Source organism: Mesorhizobium sp. WSM3879 (assembly GCF_002294915.1).
GTDB lineage: Bacteria > Pseudomonadota > Alphaproteobacteria > Rhizobiales > Rhizobiaceae > Mesorhizobium.
In genome coordinates this window covers 1-20,074 of the sequence record NZ_NSFZ01000023.1, presented here as the reverse complement: position 1 = coordinate 20,074, position 20,074 = coordinate 1, and the positions used below count along the sequence as shown (strand labels likewise).

10 protein-coding genes and 9 pseudogenes are annotated in these 20,074 nt (G+C 58.4%); 10 read left to right on the top strand and 9 right to left on the bottom strand.

Annotation, left to right across the window (positions count from 1 at the left end; all coding sequences use genetic code 11):
• Positions 1-94, bottom strand: a pseudogene (locus tag CK218_RS30995) (ABC transporter permease); the annotation flags it as partial.
• 26 nt (positions 95-120) lie between these two features.
• Positions 121-543, bottom strand: a pseudogene (locus CK218_RS29580) (transposase); the annotation flags it as partial.
• Positions 544-601: 58 nt separating this feature from the next.
• Here CK218_RS29580 and CK218_RS30895 point away from each other — a divergent pair.
• The 3 genes and pseudogenes from CK218_RS30895 to CK218_RS31345 all read left to right on the top strand — a co-directional run.
• Complete coding sequence (locus CK218_RS30895) at positions 602-778, top strand: hypothetical protein (RefSeq protein WP_179294638.1); 177 nt, start codon at positions 602-604, stop codon at positions 776-778.
• A gap of 239 nt (positions 779-1,017) precedes the next feature.
• A complete protein-coding gene (locus CK218_RS29575) occupies positions 1,018-2,142 on the top strand; it encodes a P1 family peptidase (RefSeq protein WP_348628744.1) in 1,125 nt (374 codons plus the stop codon).
• Positions 2,143-2,402: 260 nt separating this feature from the next.
• A pseudogene (locus tag CK218_RS31345) lies at positions 2,403-2,816 on the top strand (IS21 family transposase); the annotation flags it as partial.
• A 23-nt stretch (positions 2,817-2,839) separates the two neighbouring features.
• Here the strand turns inward: CK218_RS31345 and CK218_RS29570 are convergent.
• The gene (locus CK218_RS29570) at positions 2,840-3,208 is read right to left on the bottom strand and encodes an IS110 family transposase (protein WP_245435240.1); all 369 of its coding nucleotides are present in this window, start codon (positions 3,206-3,208) and stop codon (positions 2,840-2,842) included.
• A gap of 468 nt (positions 3,209-3,676) precedes the next feature.
• Between CK218_RS29570 and CK218_RS29565 the strand changes: the two genes are divergently transcribed.
• Positions 3,677-5,263, top strand: a complete 1,587-nt coding sequence (locus CK218_RS29565) for an ABC transporter substrate-binding protein (protein ID WP_095829735.1) — start codon at positions 3,677-3,679, stop codon at positions 5,261-5,263.
• A gap of 357 nt (positions 5,264-5,620) precedes the next feature.
• A pseudogene (locus tag CK218_RS29560) lies at positions 5,621-5,785 on the top strand (transposase); the annotation flags it as partial.
• A 536-nt stretch (positions 5,786-6,321) separates the two neighbouring features.
• On the opposite strand, the gene CK218_RS29550 reads toward CK218_RS29560, so the two are convergent.
• The 3 genes and pseudogenes from CK218_RS29550 to CK218_RS29520 all read right to left on the bottom strand — a co-directional run.
• On the bottom strand, positions 6,322-7,827 hold the full coding sequence (locus tag CK218_RS29550; RefSeq protein WP_095829738.1) for an amidase: 1,506 nt from the start codon (positions 7,825-7,827) through the stop codon (positions 6,322-6,324).
• Between the two features lie 302 nt (positions 7,828-8,129).
• The gene (locus tag CK218_RS29545; RefSeq protein WP_245435239.1) at positions 8,130-8,807 is read right to left on the bottom strand and encodes an alpha/beta hydrolase; all 678 of its coding nucleotides are present in this window, start codon (positions 8,805-8,807) and stop codon (positions 8,130-8,132) included.
• 2,180 nt (positions 8,808-10,987) lie between these two features.
• Positions 10,988-11,550: pseudogene (locus CK218_RS29520) on the bottom strand (leucine zipper domain-containing protein); the annotation flags it as partial.
• A 771-nt stretch (positions 11,551-12,321) separates the two neighbouring features.
• Here CK218_RS29520 and panD point away from each other — a divergent pair.
• The 4 genes and pseudogenes from panD (at position 12,322) to CK218_RS29495 (ending at position 15,407) form a co-directional block, all read left to right on the top strand.
• Positions 12,322-12,750, top strand: coding sequence for an aspartate 1-decarboxylase (gene panD / locus CK218_RS29515; protein ID WP_095829734.1), 429 nt, complete (start codon positions 12,322-12,324; stop codon positions 12,748-12,750).
• Positions 12,751-12,900: 150 nt separating this feature from the next.
• A complete protein-coding gene (locus CK218_RS29510) occupies positions 12,901-14,004 on the top strand; it encodes a D-alanine--D-alanine ligase (protein WP_245435238.1) in 1,104 nt (367 codons plus the stop codon).
• Positions 14,005-14,229: 225 nt separating this feature from the next.
• A pseudogene (locus CK218_RS29500) lies at positions 14,230-14,917 on the top strand (IS5 family transposase); the annotation flags it as partial.
• A 94-nt stretch (positions 14,918-15,011) separates the two neighbouring features.
• Positions 15,012-15,407 (top strand): helix-turn-helix domain-containing protein, encoded by a 396-nt coding sequence (locus CK218_RS29495; protein WP_095829732.1) that lies wholly within the window; start codon positions 15,012-15,014, stop codon positions 15,405-15,407.
• 904 nt (positions 15,408-16,311) lie between these two features.
• Here the strand turns inward: CK218_RS29495 and CK218_RS29485 are convergent.
• Entirely contained in the window at positions 16,312-17,541 is a 1,230-nt protein-coding gene (locus CK218_RS29485; protein WP_095829736.1) for an acetyl-CoA carboxylase biotin carboxylase subunit family protein, read from the bottom strand.
• Positions 17,542-18,123: 582 nt separating this feature from the next.
• On the opposite strand from CK218_RS29485, the pseudogene CK218_RS29480 reads away from it, so the two are divergent.
• Positions 18,124-18,458 (top strand): annotated as a pseudogene (locus tag CK218_RS29480) (transposase); the annotation flags it as partial.
• Between the two features lie 381 nt (positions 18,459-18,839).
• Here the strand turns inward: CK218_RS29480 and CK218_RS31540 are convergent.
• Positions 18,840-19,402: pseudogene (locus tag CK218_RS31540) on the bottom strand (glutamine synthetase); the annotation flags it as partial.
• A 351-nt stretch (positions 19,403-19,753) separates the two neighbouring features.
• Positions 19,754-20,074, bottom strand: a pseudogene (locus CK218_RS29470) (ABC transporter); the annotation flags it as partial.

Sequence of the window (20,074 nt, the reverse complement as noted above, 5' to 3'; positions counted from 1 at the left end):
ACATTGCATTGGGCAGGATCTCGCGAAAAATGATCCAGCCAAGACCCTCTCCCCGCAACTTGGCTGCTTCTACGAAGATGGGGCGATCCATTGCGCAAAAAGCGCACAGATGACTGCCAGGGCCTTCACCTTGCCGTCGATCTTCTCTTCGCACATCCGCGACACCTGGCTCTTGGAGATGCCGCTCATGGCCATCGCCTTAACCAGGTCGTCGACCGAGCGGGTCGAGATACCCTGGAACCGGGATGACTGCCGTCAGCGCCTTCTCGGCGATGCGGCGAGGCTCCAGGAAGCTGGTGAAGTGGGAGCCCTTTGAGCTTGGGAATGCGCAGGTCGCCGGTTCCCGCTCGCATTTGCCAATCCCCGCTCGCGGTAGCCGTTGCGCTGGGCGGTCCGTCACGCGTTCTTCTCGCCGTAGCCGGCGCCCGTCGCGGCACCCACCTCCAGTTCCATCAGCGGCTCGGCGGCAAAGCCGATCGTCTCGCGCAGGAGATCGGCATTGGGGGTCTCATCCACGCGCAGGGTCACCATGTCGTCGGTCATCAGTGGTTCCTTCGAATCAGGTTGGTGTCAGCAACTCGACCCTAACGGAAGAACATCGATGACCACCGCCGCGCCGCTCACTCGCTACGGCGCTGTTGAGGGCGCGCTCCCGAGCGGCTTCGCTACCGCTGAGCTACACCACCTCGCGGGACACGACCCTTTCATCTTCGTCGAAGAATGGGACAAAGACGCAGAGTTCCTGCGCCAACAGGCTAGGATTTATCCCAAACCGTAGCCGCTGAGCGCGCATATTGGAATAGCGCGATGACTGGTATCGACGCCCGATTTGGAACAAGGGGTGTCGCATGAACGAACGAAGACCGTCAAATGGAGCGTGAAAGGGCAGGAGCTGCAAACTGACTGGTCGTTCACGATACGTGATTATCGGTTGACCCACCGAAAGGAATGCTCGTTCACGCGTCGACGGACTAGAAAATTCGCCATACAAGGACACCAATGCAAACAACTCAGCGCTTGGGATCTGAAACATTGTCTAAGCCGCGGGCACGCGACCTGGGGCTGCCGTTTTCTGGAAGGACGGGTGCCTTCAATGCCATAACCGATGTTGCCGGTATTGAGGTAGGATATTCCACCGTGATCAGCGACGCGCCCGCGCTAGGCGGAGGACCGGCGCGCACCGGTATCACTGCCATCCTTCCCCGAGGCCAGACCGGGCCTATTCGGGCGCCCGTCTGGGCGGGATTCCACTCTCTTAATGGAAATGGCGAAATGACCGGAACACACTGGATTGAAGAGGCTGGTTACTTCACGGGACCGATTGGCATTACCAACACCCACAGCGTGGGAACGGTTCATCAGTCCATTCTGGAATGGATGATCGATAAACCCGACACCGGCGTCGGACCGTATAAGTTCATGCTGCCTGTGGTCGGCGAGACATGTGATGCTTACCTTAATGATATGAACGCCTTTCACGTTACAACCACGCATGTTAAGAATGCGTTGGATAGTGCTTCCAGCGGGCCGCTAGCTGAGGGCAATGTCGGCGGTGGGACGGGAATGATCTGCTTCGAGTTCAAGGGCGGGACGGGGACCTCATCTAGGGTCTTTGACCTGCTCGGCTCGCGCTATACTGTCGGCTGCCTCGTGCAGGCGAACTTTGGAATTCGACCGCTTCTCAAAATTCTTGGCGTTCCAATCGGAGAACACATCACAACCGACCGGCTCTGGGCCGGTGAGCAGGGTTCGATCATCGCCGTGGTGGCGACCGATGCCCCTCTCATACCGACCCAGTTGGAGCGGGTTGCACGACGGGCGGGACTAGGCATCGGCCGCACGGGTACGTCGGCTGGAGACGGTTCCGGCGACCTTTGCCTTGCCTTCTCCACAGCAAACCTGACCATCAGCGAGTCGGCCACAGCCCCCGCTGTCGGCGAGCTCGCTTTCCTGCCGAACAACAGACTTGATTCTCTGTTCGAGGCGACGGCTCAGGCGGTGGAGGAAGCGATCATCAACGCGATGGTCGCGGCCGAATCCATGGTGGGCCGCGAGGAAAGGTTTGTCGCCGCGATCGATCACGATGCGGTAAAGGCGGTTATGCGCAGCTACGGTCGATTGAACGCATGGGCCGGAAGCTAACGCCCGAGCCTGCGCCTGCCTGCTTTCCCTTAGTTCGGTAGGCGACATTCTCAAAGCGGAAAGCGCCATGCCCGCCTCTCGTCACGAATGTCTGCGACATGAGACTGCGTATTTCAGGTGATGGTGTGCACGGATTTCATGAGATCATGAGGAACAAATCAGATGATCGTGAGCACCTTTTTGGAGGTGCGGGAGGTTCGGCCGACAACTCAGCTACAGGTTATAACTAGGAAGCCTGATGCCAACAGCAGAGATTGTCGATGCGCCGGATCAGAGAAGTTTTACGTCTAAGGCATGTCCGGGGCCCGGGCAAAAGCATGGTGCATGGTTATCTGCGGCGCGCCCGTCTTGCCGGGCTGAGCTGCCGCTGCCCGAGGGGACAATGACGAAGGCCTTTAGCTGCTGCTCTTTCCGGCGCCGAAGGCAACGTCGCAAAGGCATCGGCGGCCGGGTGCCGAGCTATGTGGAGAAGGAGTTGCGTTGCGCAATAGTAACGTTGATGCTGCTATTGGAAGAGTATCGCGCTGCCAATTCCGACGGCTTTGCTTTTATACGACATTCGAGGCCTAGAAAGGGCGCGCGCGCGCCAGACGATGCGCCAGAAGCACTTGATCGACGAGAACGTGTTTGTCGAGTTCGTGGGCGACAGCATCGACGTCTTCGACCCCATCACCGTTGTGTTCCCGAAGGCGATCGTTCAGACCTGCAACGCCTTTGCCGCCGCCCAGGCGGCTTCGACCAGCATGGCGCGGGCATGGGAACGCCCATGTTTGCTGATCCGGCCATATGGCGCCAAGCCAAGACCGGATTGGCGCACACGAGGGTTGATGCCGAAGTAGCTCACCAGCTTCTGCGGTTCACGGAACCGCCGGATGTCGCCGACGGGGCGATGATACGGCTCGCGACGATGGCGTTGACGCCGGTGATGGTCCGAAGCCCGCCGGACTTGCACATCATCAACCGCTTCCCGGGCGATCTCCTGATCCGAGGTCAGCCAGATCTTCGGCCAGGCGGTCGATCTCGCCGATGTGGCGGGCATAGCAGCCCGCTCGTCGTCGGGAAGCACCTGCGCTCGAGCCGGGCGCGACCCCGACGGTTGAACAGATCGGCTTGCGGGCACTTCGGCACGAGGTGCGCCTGCAAGATGCCATGCACCTCGTTCTCCACGCGCGTGCAATGCCGAACGACCTGGTTGCGCCGCGCGACGAGGCGGCGAAGCCGCTCAGTCGTCGAGCAGCCTCAGGCTATGCCGTTGCGGATGGAAATCGATCGCGGCGCAAAAGCCGCCACATGTGTCATTCAAGGTCCTCATTCAGGTCTTAATTGGACCCCTCGAGATTGAAATCACATTTTGGGTCCAGAGCTCAATCCTCGAAGAAAAAGGTCGTCTTTCAGCATATTTGAGGCACAAACGCTGACATCCTGCGTTCGTTGCCTTACTGCCAGCGCACGGCGGCCCGCGAACGCTGCTACTGTGACCGAAACAAGAGGCTGAATATGCCCAATAGGGAACAGATTAGAGAGGAGCATTCCAATGTCTCAGGAACTGGACTATCTCAGCAGCCAAATCGGGGCGAGACGCCTGAGCCGGCGTGAATTTCTCAGCCGCGCGACGGCGCTCGGCGTCAGCGCGACCTTGGCCAACTCGCTTCTTGCCGCCGCCGCGAAGGCGCAAGTGCCGCAAAGGGGCGGCATTCTGAAAGCAGGCCTCGCGGGCGGTCAGTCGACAGACAGCCTTGACCCGGCGATCGCTGGAGGCCTGGTCCCGGCCATGTTCGGCCAATGCTGGGGCGAGATGCTAGCGGAGGTGAGGCCCGATAATAGTATTGAATACCGCATTGCCGAAGAAATCAGCTCGTCGAAAGACGCCAAGACCTGGACGATGAAGATCCGCAAAGGAGTCGAGTTCCACAACGGCAAAACTTTGACGGCAGAAGATGTGGTGGCGACGCTCGAGCGCCATTCCGATGCCAAGTCAAACTCCGGCGCGTTGGGCGTGCTGAAAAGCATCGATGCCATTAAGGCGAATGGTGGCGAGGTCGTGGTGACGCTGAAGGAGGCCAATGCTGACTTCCCTTATCTGATGACCGATTATCATCTCATCATTCAACCGAACGGGGGCAAGGACAATCCGGCCGCCGGTATTAGCGCGGGCCCCTATAAGGTGACCGTCGACGAGCCCGGCATCCGCCACGGAGGCGAGCGCTCAGCCAACTATTGGCAGGCGGACAAGAGGGGCTTTGCCGATCAGGTTGAGATCATTGTCATCAATGACACCACGGCCCGCATCTCCGCGCTGCAAGCCAACCAGGTCCACATGATCAATCGGGTCGAGCCGAAGGTGGTTGACTTGGTCAAGCGTGTCCCCCGGGTTACCATCCAGAACGTGTCGGGGCTCGGCTTCTATGACTTCAACATGCTTTGCGACACTGCACCATTCAACAACAACGACCTCCGAATGGCGTTGAAGCTCGCCATGGACCGCGAGGAAATGCTGGACAAGATCCTGCGCGGCTATGGTTCGGTGGGCAACGACATCCCAATCAACGATGCCTACCCGCTATTCTCCGACGATATCGAGCAGCGCACCTTCGATCCAGAAAAAGCCAAATTCCACTATAAGAAATCCGGCCATGACGGTCCGATCGTGCTCCGGACCTCCGAGGCTGCCTTCCCCGGCGCCGTGGACGCCGCGCAACTCTATCAACAGAGCTGTGCCAAGGCCGGCATTATGCTTGAGGTCAAGCGCGAGCCGGGCGACGGCTATTGGTCGGAGGTCTGGATAAAGCAGCCGTTCTCGACTGCCTATTGGACCGGGCGCCCGACACAGGACCAAATGTACTCGACTGCCTACCTGTCCACGGCGCCTTGGAACGACACGCACTATTCCAACGAGAAGTTCGATAAACTTCTCATAGAGGCGCGAGGCGAACTCGATCAAGACAAGCGCAAGGACCTCTATCGCGAGATGGCCATCATCGTTCGGGATAACGGCGGTGTCATCGTGCCGATGTTCAATCAGTCAATTGACGCGGTCTCTGACATGGTCGGCGGCTACGTCGGGGGCCGCGGCTCATTGATGAGCGGCTATGCGATGATTAAATGCTGGCTGACAGCCTGATCGGCCGCCCGGGATAGCGCCACTTGGGAGAGCGGTAGCCCAGCATGCGGGGCAGGCTCATTTTGCCCTCCCGCGGTTCTCATTTTGGCGGAACGCAAATCCTGGGGGTGCGTACCAGTAACAGGCACAGCTCGCACTCGCAATCAGCGCCCACAGCGAGCAGGAAGGCCGGATCCAGAAAGATTCACGTCCGTGCGAGAGGAGCCTGACTGCCATAGGTCGGGAAAGATAGACGTGGAAACGAGCACGACGCTGAAATACCCGTCCTGAGTGAGGGACTATCAGGAATCTCGTGCGTGACGCCGGTTGCCGTCATCGGCTGACGAACCTTTCGCCGAACACGACGGCCAATTGTACGGCTTTCTGCTCGGGATTGTGCATGACCGCCGGCTGATCCGGGACGCGCAGATGAATGTCGCGATTCGCTGGTTCATCGGCTACGGCCTGCACGAGGTGCTGCCCGATCATTCGAGCCTGACCCGGATACGGCACCGCTGGGGCGCGGAATGCTTCTCGCGCATTTGTGCCTGCATTACGCGAAGATCGCCAAGGCGACATCTTTCATATCGACGCTTCATCGGGCAACAGCAGCTCGATCCCGATTTTTTCCTCGAAGCCTTCCGGCACTTCGAGGAAGATCAGCGCCGGAGCAGCGCTCCTGGCGAAACGGGACCTTCAAAGTCATCGAAAAGATGACGACCGGCCTGTCGCTTGGTGAATTCAACATCGATCGAATGTGCTGGCTCGCTCGCATCAGCCGCGCGAGCTATTACCATCACTGGCTGGATTCGGCCCCGCGTCGGGCCGAGACAGGTTTGCGGGATTTCATTCAAAAAGGTGGCTCTCAGCAACGCGCACTACGGTTACCGCCGGATAGGAGCCTGTTGCGTCGGGAGGGATAGCAAGTCAACCACAAGTGCGTTCTACGCATCATGCGTGAAGACAATCTGCTATGCCCCGCCCAGCGACCCTTTGTTCCTGCAACGACGAACTCGAGGCACGGTTGGCCAGTCGTGCCGAACCTCGCCAGGGGCATGATCCTCAGTGGGGTCAACCAGCTATGGGTTGCCGATATCACGTTCCTGCATCTGGTTGAGGAGTTTGCTTTCCTTGCCTGTGCCTGATGGCCAGCCGTTGCGTGCTCGGATCTCGGGCCGAACGCGTTTCCATGGTCTGGCCTCCTCTAGATCGCGCGCGACACGCACCAGGGTTCCCTCATCGCCAAAGCGGCCGACGAGATGAATGCTAATCGGCAATCCGTCAGCGCTAAGGCCCGAGGGTAGTGACACGGAGGGTTGTCCGGTGACGTTGAACCCTCCTAGGTGAGCACAGGCTCCATATTCCGCTTCCAGAAACTCTTCCAAGGAAACAGCTTCGTTAGTCAGAGCGTAAATACCACCATGCGGTCGAGCTACAGTCGAGGTAGTGGGAGTCAGCAGTATATCGTAGCCAGAAATAGCCTCGGCCACTTGGACCAGCATTCGCCGAATGGTTTTATCTATTTCAGCCGAAACTGACAGAGAGCGGCTCCGACCTCTTTCGTAGAACTTTAGGTTGACCGGCTCCAAGCTGTCTGCGCCGAGAGTGCGGCCCAAAGCGCGTGCCGATTCTTCCAACGAGTTCGCACCAAGAGCTGAGATGTCAAGTCTAAGATTGGTGAAATCTTCGAACTTGAACGGCGGCTTGATGTCCGTCATGCAGTGTCCCATCTCTTCCAAGAGTGAGGCGGTAGATTCGACCGCCTGGAGAATCTCCGGCTCGATATCGTCCGGCCCCCACTTCGTTCTGGCAACCCCGATCCGAAGACGACCCGTGGGTTGTGACATTTCCTCCAAATAAGGACGGTTCGATTGGATAATAACGAATGGGTCGCCGAGCTCGGGACCGGAGAAGACATCCAATGCGGCTGCCATATCTCGCACAGTCCGACACAGAACAAACTCTCTGCTAAGACCAAAGCCAGAATCTTGACGGTCGGGCCCGCCTGAGATGCGACCCCGTGACGGGTTCATCCCGACGAGGCCGCACCAGCCGGCGGGCTGTCGAATGGACCCGCCTCCGTCACTGCCATGTGCAATCGGAGTGATGCCTGCCGCTACCGCTGCCGCTGCTCCTCCCGAGGAGCCCCCAGCGGATCGATTCAAATCCCACGGATTACGGGTAATGCCATTGAGTATGGTTTCAGTCATGTCGGAGGCGGCAAACTCCGGCGTTGTTGTTCTCCCGATAGTGCGCAGTCCGGCTGCTCGGGCGCGACGGAAGAAATAGCTCTCTGTATTGGAGCGGTAGCCTTTGAACAGACGGCTTCCCTTTTCCTGAAGGCGTCCAGCTTCGGTGGCTCCAATGTCCTTGCGAAGGAACGGCACGCCGTTGAAGAGACCTTCGTCGGGGCCGGCAACCCTCTCAGCGTCTTCGTAGAATTCGATGACGGCATTGATTTGTGGGTTTACCTCATCGTGAGCTTGGCGGGCCAAACGTATCAGGTCCACAGCAGTCACCTCGCCTTTCGTCACGAGAGATGCCAAACCCGTGGCGTCATACTCAACGTATTCTTCCAAGCGCATTGAGGCTATCCTAATCTCGTAATAGTCGGAATGTCTTTCCTGCGGGACTGCAGATCCCTGCCTACTAGCTACATTCGTTGTGCATCTTATGTTGCAGTGACAAGGAACACTGGCATACGGATTGTCGAGCAGATTTGACTGTTTCTTCTTTGCTAGGCTATGCCACTGTCGGATGTGACAGTTCACCGCCTCGCTCCGGTCGACTTGGATACTATCCCTGCATTGCTCAGCAGGTAGAATTCTGACCGTTTGATCAACTTCGCCAGTCCCAGCCCCCCTCCGGCGGCACGGTCGGATCGTTCTTAGACCAAATAATTAATGTCTGCGTATGAAGGCCGATCAAGGTATGGGAAGATGTACCTTTGCTGCAGCATCACATAGAGACGAGGATCTGTCTCCTCTACGGATAGACTCTGGAATATGGAGTATTGTCTTCGTGCCGCGGCCCTCCTGTAAGCCTCTCGCTCCGCCTCTTCCACATCGCCTCCGAAGACGCCGGTTGCTTCCCGCTGCGGCGAAACATGTTCCTCCTCGGTCGGCATCGGATTGGACCAGTCGTAAGCCCGCCGGCGGGCCTGCATCCAGGCTTCGTCCCGATGGTCTCCAAATGCCGGCGACGTTGAGCTCGCGGTCAGCAATATAAGGTTGGCAACAAGATCGGGGCGCACGATCGCAATCCGCGTGGCAACGAACGCTTCTTCCGAATGACCGACAAGGGTGATCTGCTTTAATCCCAGATCTTCGATAAAGCGAATCACATGGTCTACACGGCCGAGTCGGTTTATATATTTGAGATCGGGCGGGTAATCAGTTTCGCCGATGTGGAGCTGATCAACCGCGATCACCCTAAGCCGGTCGGATAAACCGTTTAGTCGCCGAACAAATGAGCTCTTTCCGTCCGCGCCGAATCCGGCACCATGCAGAAATAAGATAGGCTGCCCGCTGCCATTTTCGCAGTAAGATGTGCAGATACTGCCCACCCGTAATCTATGCCTGGTAATCATGATCGCCTTTGAGCAACTCGATGCTTCAGACCGCCTCAACTACTCAAACCCTAGCGCCGATTTCTTTGACGCGCGACCGCAACGTATTTGGATGCGCGCCCGCGACGGACGCTAACCCGGTTGGAACATAGCCCTTTGATTGACGCAATTGTACATTGCGGCGATTGATCATTTGTCGGCATTTTCACCGGGGTTTGCGCAGGTTTTCTGCGAAGTCGGACGTCTTACGGCTGGTGAAAGGGAGAGAGGCCGGCCCGGCAGGGCATGTCCCTCCCCCTTTAATCTATGCCGATGGTGCGGCACCGCCGGTCGCGCCGTCGGCGCAAAATGGTTGGCTTTGGCCCCAGCGGTTGATGGATGACCGCGCCGCGTCGAGGTACTCAAAGGAGTTCGCAGGGTCGTGGTCGAGTAGCCCAGCCATTCGGCATTCGCCCTCACAGATCCGGGCGGGCCGATTTCCCGCACCCGGCTCTTCCCGAGGGTAACCCGCGTCATATCCGTGCTTGCGCCCAAGTTCGAGTGATGCGCGGTGTTGGCAGGGGGAAGCGCGTCGTCAGGGTCTCGAACTCCGACCAGCCCATGCGCCGGCTTTTCTGGCTGCGCCGTCTCAGACACCGTAGCCATATCCGGCGGCACTTGCCGACGGAATCCGTTGAGTCGTTGGATAGTTGTGCGGCCTGCCGTAGTAGCCGTAGTGTCCACGCGGAAAGGCGGCGAACCACCTGTGCTGCGCAGCCATTTGCGCGTGCCTGACCGCCAGGCATCCTCGCGCAGCGCCGTCAGCTTGCGCGTCGACGACGCCATTGGTGGGCCCAGAGATCGAGGATGTAGTGCAGGAAGATATTGGCGAGGAGCGGACTGATGCCCGGGTCTTCTCCACGAGCGTGCGCAGGCCTCATCCATGTTGTCGGTCATGGGTGGTCCTTCCGAAATGGGTTGGCGTCAACAATCAAGCCCTACCGGAAAGCGCCGATGACTACCGACACGCCGCTCACTCGCTACAGCGCTACTAACGGCGCGCTCCCGAGCGGCTTCATCACCGCCGAGCTACACCATCTAGCGGGAGTACGTCATGCCAAGCCGATGATTGCTTGTGGGTGCAAGTCCGATCCGGTCAAATCCTTAGCGGGCAGGCCGGGAACCGAGTCTGCGGGCGTCGCGACAACGCGGGGTCTGAAGTGTAGTCAGGAGCCATGCGGGGTGCGGGAATGAGCCTATCCACACTGGTCGCTACCGGCCGCAGCCAGTGCGGCGGGTCTGCATTCCCAAGATGGCGGTAAACGGCCTCTCGGGGTGCCGGCGCTGGAGACAAGATCGTCCAAAGCGCGGTGGCGGAGGTGCTGAGTGCTGTCTACGAGGCCGACTTTCCGGGGTTCTCCTACGGCATCCGGCCGGGGCGGAGCCCCACATGGCGCTTGATGCCCTGCATACGGCGATCATGAGCCAGCGTGCGAACTGGGTGCTCGATGCCGACATTCGCAGCTTCTTCGACTCGGTCGACCACGAGTGGCTGCTGCGGCTGGTGGCGCGCAGGATCGCTGATCCTCGTATTTCATTGGGCTGTGGTTGCGGGCTGGCGTCCTTGAGAGCGGCGAGAAGCAAGAGACGGACAGGGGTACCCGCCAAGGGGTGCCGATCTGCTGCGCGAGATGATCGGCTTTGCCGCCGAACGGCTGATGGAAATGGAGGTGGGCGCGGCCACCGGTGCCGGCTATGGCGAGGTTCGGGGGCGGGGATTGCTGCGATGGGGTCGGCATAATCACGACGGCCCGAGGATGTTTCATGTCGATCCATCCATTTCGTGTTCGCGTGCGGGGCCCACTTGCTCCGTTTGCGGCTGGCTTTGCCGGCGAACTCGCCCGACAGGGCTCTACGCAGATTTCCGCTCGCGAGCAGATGTGGCTGGTGGCGTGATTAAGCTGCTGGCTCAACATTGGAGGGCATGGGCATGGACGAATTTGGATGCGACCGAGGGTATCTGTCGTGCCGCTGGCTGGCAACTCCGTTCGATCAAAGCGCGTCCTGGCGCCGTGTTGGCCGGCGCGGTTTTCGCCAGGGTGCGGTCTTTAAGCTCCAGATCGGCGTGCAAATAGACGTGGGTGGTCTCGATCTGTGATAGGTATCGCGTGAGTGCCGATGTGGCCGCGGGCGTGGCGGTAGTAGGCGACCGCCGCCTTGACGAAGGCGATGGCGCTCTCCTTTTTCTCGTCGGGCAGGATTTGCGAGAAGGCGACGCGGGAGGCGTCGTCGATGCAGATATGCACGAACTCCCAGCCGGCGTGGCGCGACTTGCCCGTTTGCGAATCGCCGGTGATGCGATGGCCGACCTGGCTCAAGCGGCCGAGCTTCTTGATGTCGATATGGATCATCTCGCCGTGCTCGCGCTAGTAGCGTCGGATCGGTTCGGCCGGCTCGATGTCGCTCAGCCGCGACAGCCCGGCACACTTGAGCACCCGGCTGACCGTGGCGGGCGAGACGCCGACCTCCATGGCGACGTACTTGCCGGTCAGGGGCTGGCAGCGCAAGGCAACGATGCGCTCGGTCACGGCCTGTTCGGTCAGGCCCGGCATGAGCGTGGGCCGCGACGAGCGTTCGGCCATGCCTTTGCTGCCCTCGGCCTTGTAGCGCTCCACCCAGCCCGCTACGGTCTTGACCGAAACACCATAAGTGCGCGCCGCATGGGCTTTGGAAAACCGCCTCCTATCACCGCGAGCGCCATCTCCTCTCGACGCAGCGGCCTGAGACGGCCTTGTGATGTTCATTCGGACCCTCCAGTCTCCTCGGTTCGGTCCGAATGGACAACCTCCTGAAAACTCACACCTAAGCAACCGAATCCTACGCCAAATATCGCTTAAGCTACATCCGCCAGCCTCAAAGGTCCATCGTCGTGCATAAGACGGGCAAGAGGCAACACGAGAGCCTCCATCATGCGCGGGCCTGACATGGTTCATGTGGTTGAGATAGGCGTCGCATGTTCTCCGACGACAGGCAGCATCCAATATAGGCTCAGACCTGATGGCGTTGGCTACCTGTGCCGACACCTCCTGTCGGTTTTGTCGGGTTCGTCACTCAGGCCGGTTACACCATTCTTTTGTTTCGCATCAGGCTAAATAGCTGAAAATCAAGCGCAGAATTTTTACCTCCGCTCGATCGGACAAATTGGCACGAGTTAAGCTGCCTTCGTTACAAGTCTGAGGGAGCAGCCGACCGACAGTTAATCGTAGTGACAGCGTGATCGATGGGAGAAGGAAAGAAACATGTCAGGTCTGCGTCAGATCGCATATTACAGTCAGGGGCGCTGGCCAGCCCGGCAAATGCGTCTTGCTTCATAGCCGCCAACTTACGTGTGACTACCTTCTCCTTCTGGCGCGGGGTCGAAATCTCCATAGCGCTTCCTTCGACCCGTCATAGCAGGTCGAAGAATCCCGTACCGCGACTAAGATTGCTGCCGACACTCCTGGCGATCCACAATCGAAAGAGGTAACCTGTGATGAGAAAATTTGTCGCCGCCAAGCTTCATGGCATCACTGTGACAGACGCCGATTTGAACTATCACGGTTCAATAACGCTGGACCCAGATCATTGCGACGAGGCGCGTATCTTTCCAATGGAATTCGTCGAGATCTGGAATAAAGCTACAGGCTCGCGAATCAGCACGTATGTCATTTACGGCGAGCGGGGTACTCGATGCTGTGTTCTAAACGGAGCCGCTGCTCGCACGTGCCAGGTCGGAGATGAGATAATCGTTTGCTCCTCCGCATACATCGAGGAACATCAGATGGTAAACATCAAACCGCGAGTGCTGACATTCCACCCGGACAATTCTATCCGCGAACGCATGTTCTACGAAGGTGGAATCAACGATGATGGAACCATGAAGTTCGCGGTTTGCAAGGGCCTTCCTCGCGGCAACGCCTGACAGGTGCGGGTCTGCCAAACTCTGCGGCTCACGGTGTCGGATCAGGCACCGAGGAAAACCAAGCGAGACCAAACCTATTTAGTCCGGAGGCTGTTCTCGTTCCTAGCCCAACCATGAAGCTGACCATGCAGATCTTCGAAGGACAAATCTATGATGCAATTGGCGCTCATCTATGGCGGACGGTCCGTTGAGCACGACTGGTCTATTGCGATGTATAATCACTTCGCTGACGTCCTCAACAACGCTCCCGACGCGGACATATTACTGGTGTCCATCTATTACATCTCCCGTTTTGGGGAATTACTCAGGCTCGTGCTCGAAGGAGATCGCCTTCCCGACCACGACGAGTTCGTAGCTCGCGCTGAGACGCATCCTCTTGCTTCTCTCGCTCACTTACTCGGGAGCGATGGCCCTTTTGTCTTTTCACTTCTTCAAGGCCAGGACGGAGAGGATGGCCAAATACAGGCTCTTGCGCAATTCCACGACATTCCAGGTAGCTTTGGCGACAAGACCGCGGCTATGCTCTCAGCAGATAAATATCTGCAAGGCATAGTAGCCAATCGGCTTTGCCCTGAGTTGACTCCCATTCCGATGGTGCACGTCTCCCGGGGGAACCTCGAAGCCGGCATTGCAGAGGCCCTGCGCCATATTGATGGCCCTTGTGTTCTCAAACCGAACACGCTTGGAGGATCCTTCCTTGCCGAGTGCACAGACGAGCTTTCGGTGGACGGCCTCCGATCCTATGCCGAACGGATCTCTCCATATGATCGCTCGTTCCTGGTCCAGCAGCGAGTTGTCGGGACAGAGTACACCTGTGGCATCTTAATCGACCGGTATAAGATTAGCCCGCTCCCAGTCGCGCGGATCAACAATCCCTTGGGCTTCCTCGGGTATGATCAGAAGACGCAGAAAGGCGGCTACTCTGTTGAGTTCCAGGGCGTCGACAACACCATTCAAAGTCGTATTGCCTCGATTTCCACAAAAATTGCTCGGGAGTTCAACCTTCACACATTCGGCCGCCTCGATTTCATTGTTGACGATCAGCAACGCTGTTACTTCTTCGAAGTTAATGTGGTTCCAGGGCTGACGGCGGGGAGTATCTTTCCAAAAATGCTCACAGAGGCGGGCTTCGACCTATATCACATCATTAGGCTAGCTGCCTCCAATGAAACGTATCAACGGCACCGAGAAGAGACTCGCAAGATCGAAACGAGCCGTATCCGCTACGGACTGCCATCAACAGCGGCATCCTAGTGGATTTTCGAGACGGAAGAGGCCTTTCGGGGACGCAAACCGCCAAGGAAAGATAGTCGAGTGCTGAATGCAGCCGTTGCCGATTGTAGACATCTTCAATGAAGCTCGCGATACGACGCCGCATATCTGGTGCATCGCGATAGGCCAATCCTGCGACTTCTGCCTGCTTCAAGGTTTTCATGAAGCTTTCCGGGCGTGCGTTGTCATAAGGGTTCCCCACGTCGCGGCCGTCCGCGTGAGGTTGATTTCCGAGAGGTGGTCAAAGCCGTGCGCTACCTGCTCCGATCCGGTTGTGGTTGGCGGATGCTGCCGATCCATTTGGGCCCCTGGCAGACGTCTACGGCTGGTTCCGCAGTTGGCGCGGCGCTTTCTGTTTCAGACCCTCCCTGACGTGGCGCTGATGCTGGATCGCGAGCGAGTTGGGCGCGAGGCCAGTCCCACGGCTGGCGTGATCGACAGCCAGTCGGTGAAGGGCGCCGCAAGTTGAAAAAAGGGGTTACGACCACCGGCAAGAAGATTGTCGGCCGCAAGCGACACATTGCCGTCGAGACGGATGGGCGGCTGCTGATGGTCAACCTCACCACCGCCGATATCTCCGCCAGTCCGGCGCTCAGGGGATCCTGGATGGTTATCCGCAGCGCTGGCCCTGGGTGAGGCATCTGTTCGCCGACGGCGCCTAGGACCGGCTGAAGCTCATGGACCAAGCCACCTACCTTGAGTTTCTGTCGAGATCATCCGACAATCCGACGACCAGGGATCCTGCCCCGCTTGCTGGGTCGTCGAGCGGACCTTTGGCTGGATGACAAGATGGCGCCGCCTCGTGCGTGACTACGAGCAGCGCATCGACGTCTCGCAAGCCATGATCCTTGTCGCAACGGGAAGCAATTTCATCCGCCGAAACGCTCATCGGTGAATTTTTTGAGCAGCGAAGATGCTGCGCTCGAAGCCGAAGTGTCGCAACCTGTAGGAACCAATGGTTCCGAAGGGCGGGCGGTACGCCACCAGCGATGTTCAGATCCTCGGCGAAGCCAACTGTGGTCATTGGTGAGCGCGAAGAGATCGCACTTCTCAGGGTACAGAACCATTCCATGCAGGAGATTGGGCGCCGGCTCGGTCGGTCCGCCCCGACAATTTCCCGTGCAACTGCGGCGCAACGCAGTCACCCGCAGCGGCGGGTTGAGTATCGGGCGACGGGCCGATCAATCCGCATGCCAACTGAGCAGTCGCCCTCGGCCCAAGCCGACCAAGCTTGCGTTCCACGCAACCTTGCACACTTATATGGAGGAGAGACTTGCTGGCTTGGGCAATCTGCTCCGAGCTCCAGCCCTGGCCCATCGCCAATCCTTTCGCGGGGCAGCCGGGCCCCTTCCCGGAACGTGCAACGTCACGTGCTTGCGCTTTAGTTCGCGCCCGCCAGCAGACCACTCCCGCTCGGACTGCTTCCGGCGCACAGCTTCTTTACCGGGCGCCCCGTATGCTCTGGGAAGAGCGCATTGGTCGGGATCCAACTGGATACCGGTATTCGAAAAGGCGCTGCTACGGCTCGCTGTCGCTGATCATATCCTGTACAGGCCATGTCAGTCCTTCCCGCTGCAATCGCTTCAAAGTGTCGCGGACCGAAGTCTCCCCGACGCCTAGTTGCTTGGCAATGATGCGGTTCGAAAGATTGACATCCAGCTGCAGTTTCAATATCTCGCGCACCTAGCGCATCATGAATCACCTCGTCGGCAATTCACTTCTTCGTGGCGGTTCCACTAGGAGAAATAACCTCAACGATCGGGCACGACAGCGACTTACTGCGCGCCATCCTTTCGGAAATGGTGCGCGGATAATTGTCGGAATGGTGCGCGTCATCATTTCGGAACGATGCTAGCGATCAAATCGGAATAGTGCGCGATTACCCCGGATTCCGCACCCCATGCTTCAGGTTCTTCCTTGCAAAACGGCTGGCATCCACACAAGAACTTGACGCACACGACCGCCGGCCTGTTCAACCGAAAGCCGGCGCACGGTTCGGCTCCGCGAAGCCAACTGGCGATCGGCTGTGCTGTAGGTCGCGAGCCGGTCTCACGCCTGTCGGGATAGGCTCGCCATGCCGGTGAGCGGCGACACGCAGATGATCCGCGCGGCCGGGGTTCGAGCCGCCGGAAGTACCGATTGGTTGACATCGACGACTGGGCCCGGCGCAAAGGACAGCGCTGCGGAAGGAGGCATGTGCGATCTGGAGCGCACCGCCTGTCGGATCCCTCGGCCCGTGGCATCCACTCGACGGGGCATGAGCACGTGCGCGAAAGCAATATCGTTCTCCTATTCGCTACACGCCGGAAATGACGTAATCGACCACTCGATCAAGTCGACGGCGCGTTGAAGTATCTCCTGGGTTCGAGCAAGGGTGGGGGAAGCGGCGATGACATATCCGATCCGGTCTCGATAATCACCGTTCCTGACGATCTGCGACTTCGGTTCCACATACAATTTTACCTCGGCGACACCTGACACCGCCGCCGCCCGACGCGCACCCACAATCCAATCGAGGGTGCCATCCCGATCAGGAATTAGTAATCGCGCGGCCGCAGTTTGCGAATGCCTCCTGCGCAAATTCACTTCATCGCCGATGACAAGCTTGATGTGTTCAGCGACAAGATCGACACCGGAAGCCGCCTGAACCACTTGAGTTCCGAGCGTACCAGAGAGACGCGGATTCACTTCAATGAGGACTGGGCCGCGCTTTGTCCACCGGAATTCAATGTTCGCTGGCCCCCAGCCAAGGCCGAGAGCTCGCAAGCCGCTCAGCGAAACATCGGTGATATGCTTGCGCTCGTGATCAGTCAGCGGAGCTGGAAAGGTAAACTCGCGATAGACGAAATACGGTGCGGGACCGAAGTCAGCGGTGCCAATTCCAACGACCTCATCTCCCATCATCTCGGACCAATAATGGGGGCCTTGTGCGAATTCTTCGACCAGGATCCTCGGCGAAGACCACCAAATGTGCTCTTCGCCCATCAGATAGGTTGTATGTTCGGCCAGCTCATCGGCATTCCGGCACAATCGGACACCAATGCTGCCTATGCCTACGGCTGGCTTTAGAACCACCGGCAGGCCGATCTGCGCGGCATAATTCTCCACCTCCGCTGAATTCGTCGCCAAGCGATAAGCAGGTATTGGAACGCCCGCCTCCGCGAGGAGCTGACGTTGCAAGAATTTGTCGCAGCATCGTTCAATGGATGCGGGGTTCGGCCCAGGTAGCTCGAACTGATGGCAGAGCTTGCCGGCTGTCGCATAGAACGATTCTCTGGGGCTCGTAATGCCGCCAATGTCATAGATCTCAAGCAGCCGATAACATTCGCGCATTAGCGCCTCGAGATTGTCTGTATCGACACCGATTGCCTCAACTCCCTCCCCCGAAAGATAGTCGAGACCAGTGGGGTCGGCCGACAGAACAATTGGTCGAAGACCAAGACGCCGGGCCGCTCGGACGTATAGCGGACCATTGCCCCTTGGATGGCATTCAAGCAGGATGATCGCTCTTCTTGCCATTGTGTTGACCTCCGTATTGTGGCGTGCGGCGGTCTGAGTGTAGATCGGCACCCGCTTTCTGCGGCGCCTGCCCGCAACGTTGCGGCGAACGTAGCATTGTCAACGATTGGCGCTCGCAAAGACTCCTTAAATTTAGTTTAAAGATCTGTGGCATCGGCTGAATTAGAACGCAAGAAGGATTGGGAAGTACGCTCAGCGGCGGGAGTGGCGAACGACCTCAGCCGAGCTTGTGCGTATCGTCGCCCGGCGACGCTCTTCAGCGCCAACCCCGGCTGGCTACGGGCCGAATTCGTAGAGATCGAGCTGCTCGCGCCCGTTTGCTTCCGACACCGACGTCGCTGACCCGAGAATGGTTTGCGCGACGGTCGCCGGGCAGGATTTGAATGCCGGCAAGGATCAGGACGCGATACGGCTATGAGGAGAAGAATGCTTAGCGCGCTATAGCTTCAGCACGGGAGAGCCCATATCCACTCCGTTCAGGCTTCGAGCCAGGGGCGTTGCTCATATGACGCGGAGGATGCTTGATGAAGCCCTTCATGTCGGCCCTTGTCGTCGTCGATGAAGTGATTGAAGAACGGCACGATGGCAGCGACAGTCGCAGACCCGACAGCCTTCAAATCTGGCCGGGAATTCGCCGCCTGGCTCGTCTTACGCCGAGAGAGAGTTCTTCCGGCGGCAAGCAACGGCTGCGGAGCATCACCAAGATGAGCGACGGGTATCTTCGAACATTGCTCGTTCTCGGAGCGCCGGCGGTGATCTGCTTCGCTCGCAGGGAAGGGGCCGCCAAGACGGTGTGGATCCGGAAGCTCATGGAGAAAAGCCTGCGAGGGTCATGGCGGTTGGGCTCGCCAACAAGATGGCGCATTGCGTGGGCGCTTATGACGAGAGGAGAGATTTACCGTGCCATCCCCGCTTGATCTGGCGTGGGCTTGAACGCGACAACGAGTTGGTGAGGACGAAAGACACTTGACGAGAACCGGTCAGGGGCCAGGGGTTGGAAAGCCCGAAGGGTGCAGCGACTTAGAGCACGCTGGAGTGTTTAGAGATCCAATCCGCTTCATCAGGGCCAGCGGCTCAACACACCGCAACGAAAGGCCAACATATGACTGCAACCGAATGGTGCCACTTTCTTCTTGCCAAGGAGGCGTCCACATATGCACTGAGACAAATAAATAGGGGACAGCTTGCAGGAACTTGAAATGGTTGGAAAGCCGAGATTTAACGAACAGAGAAGCTGCTATGGTTAACGGATGCAAAACGGGGAGAACGTCAACCGATCACGCCCCGCTGAAGTCCCCGTCGGAGAAGAACTCGCCGAAATCGTCTCGTCGATTGATAGGATTGAATCGGAATCCAAGCGTTTCCCAGTGTAGGACGAGATCGGCGGAATCGCGCTGTCCGGCTCTGGATCGGATAGAATCATCTCGGTCACTACCACAGGGCGAAGGCCCAATTCTTGATATTCCCGCACGATCGCGGCCATCGCCTGCCGTGGGTCGGCAAGGAAAGGCTTGCCATCTTCGAGTGGAAGCCATAGCGGCACCATCGCACTCGGCCGCGACGTCCAACTCACCGGCAGGGCTCCTCGCCCGGTGACAACGGAAGCCGTCGCGATCGCCAGTCTGGAATATTTGATCGCTGCCCATAATATTATCGCCCAAGACATCGACTCCGACGATCGACAGAGGCATACGGATCCCTCCCCTAAAGAACCCTCGACCCTTGCTCAACGGGCGCCCTTTTGCCACGCATGATGCCGTTCAGATCGCAGATCACCGCCTGGATGGCTCTCAACCGGACCGTTCTGCTCCAGCCATTCGCTGAACCCGGAAAGACTTTCCTCTCTTGATGCTTCGTACATTGTTCCACTTTCGTTGCTATAGACTTTGGCGAGACTGCTTCCATTCTCCCGTCAAGGGCACGGCGTATGTCGGCATTGTTCTGAAGTAGAGCACCCGACATGGCTAGTGGATGTGGGGAGCGTGCTGACCGCTCCAACAAAAGTCGGCAATGACACCATGTGAACGCTCTGCAGAGCCTCAGGCCTATTCGGATCATACTTTTGCGACCCAGTGACAGTCTCGGCGTCCCCAGCCTCTCTGAATAAACTGCATGAAACAGCACCGGGCAGTTAGAGGCTATTCGGGTCACACCAACGCGTAATGTATTTTTAGGGGTGATCGCGGGGGGTAATCGCGCATTCAGGTGAAGCTCAGTTTCCCGCGCTCTCCATGCGGCGTCCTTTGATAGCGCTTTCCAGCCAGCCGACCTCCATCTCGGGAACCGAGGAGAGCAGCAGGTCGGTATAGGCATCGAAGGGCGGACGCAGCACTTGGGTTTTTGAGCCGTAGCGGACGACCTCGCCGCGATACATCACCGCGATGGAATCGGCGATAGCCTTAACGGTCGCAAGATCGTGGGTGATGAAAAGATAGGCTACATCTTCGAACTTCTGCAGGCGGAGCAACAGCTTGAGAATGCCGTCTGCGACAAGCGGGTCGAGCGCGCTGGTTACCTCGTCGCAGATGATGAG

Coding starts and splice junctions, on each gene's coding strand:
- CK218_RS29510 (WP_245435238.1), top strand. CDS start 12,901: ATGATGCAATTGGCGCTCATCTATGGCGGACGGTCCGTTGAGCACGAC.
- CK218_RS29495 (WP_095829732.1), top strand. CDS start 15,012: ATGTTCAGATCCTCGGCGAAGCCAACTGTGGTCATTGGTGAGCGCGAA.
- CK218_RS29565 (WP_095829735.1), top strand. CDS start 3,677: ATGTCTCAGGAACTGGACTATCTCAGCAGCCAAATCGGGGCGAGACGC.
- CK218_RS29485 (WP_095829736.1), bottom strand. CDS start 17,541: ATGGCAAGAAGAGCGATCATCCTGCTTGAATGCCATCCAAGGGGCAAT.
- CK218_RS29550 (WP_095829738.1), bottom strand. CDS start 7,827: ATGCGCTTGGAAGAATACGTTGAGTATGACGCCACGGGTTTGGCATCT.
- CK218_RS30895 (WP_179294638.1), top strand. CDS start 602: ATGACCACCGCCGCGCCGCTCACTCGCTACGGCGCTGTTGAGGGCGCG.
- panD (WP_095829734.1), top strand. CDS start 12,322: ATGAGAAAATTTGTCGCCGCCAAGCTTCATGGCATCACTGTGACAGAC.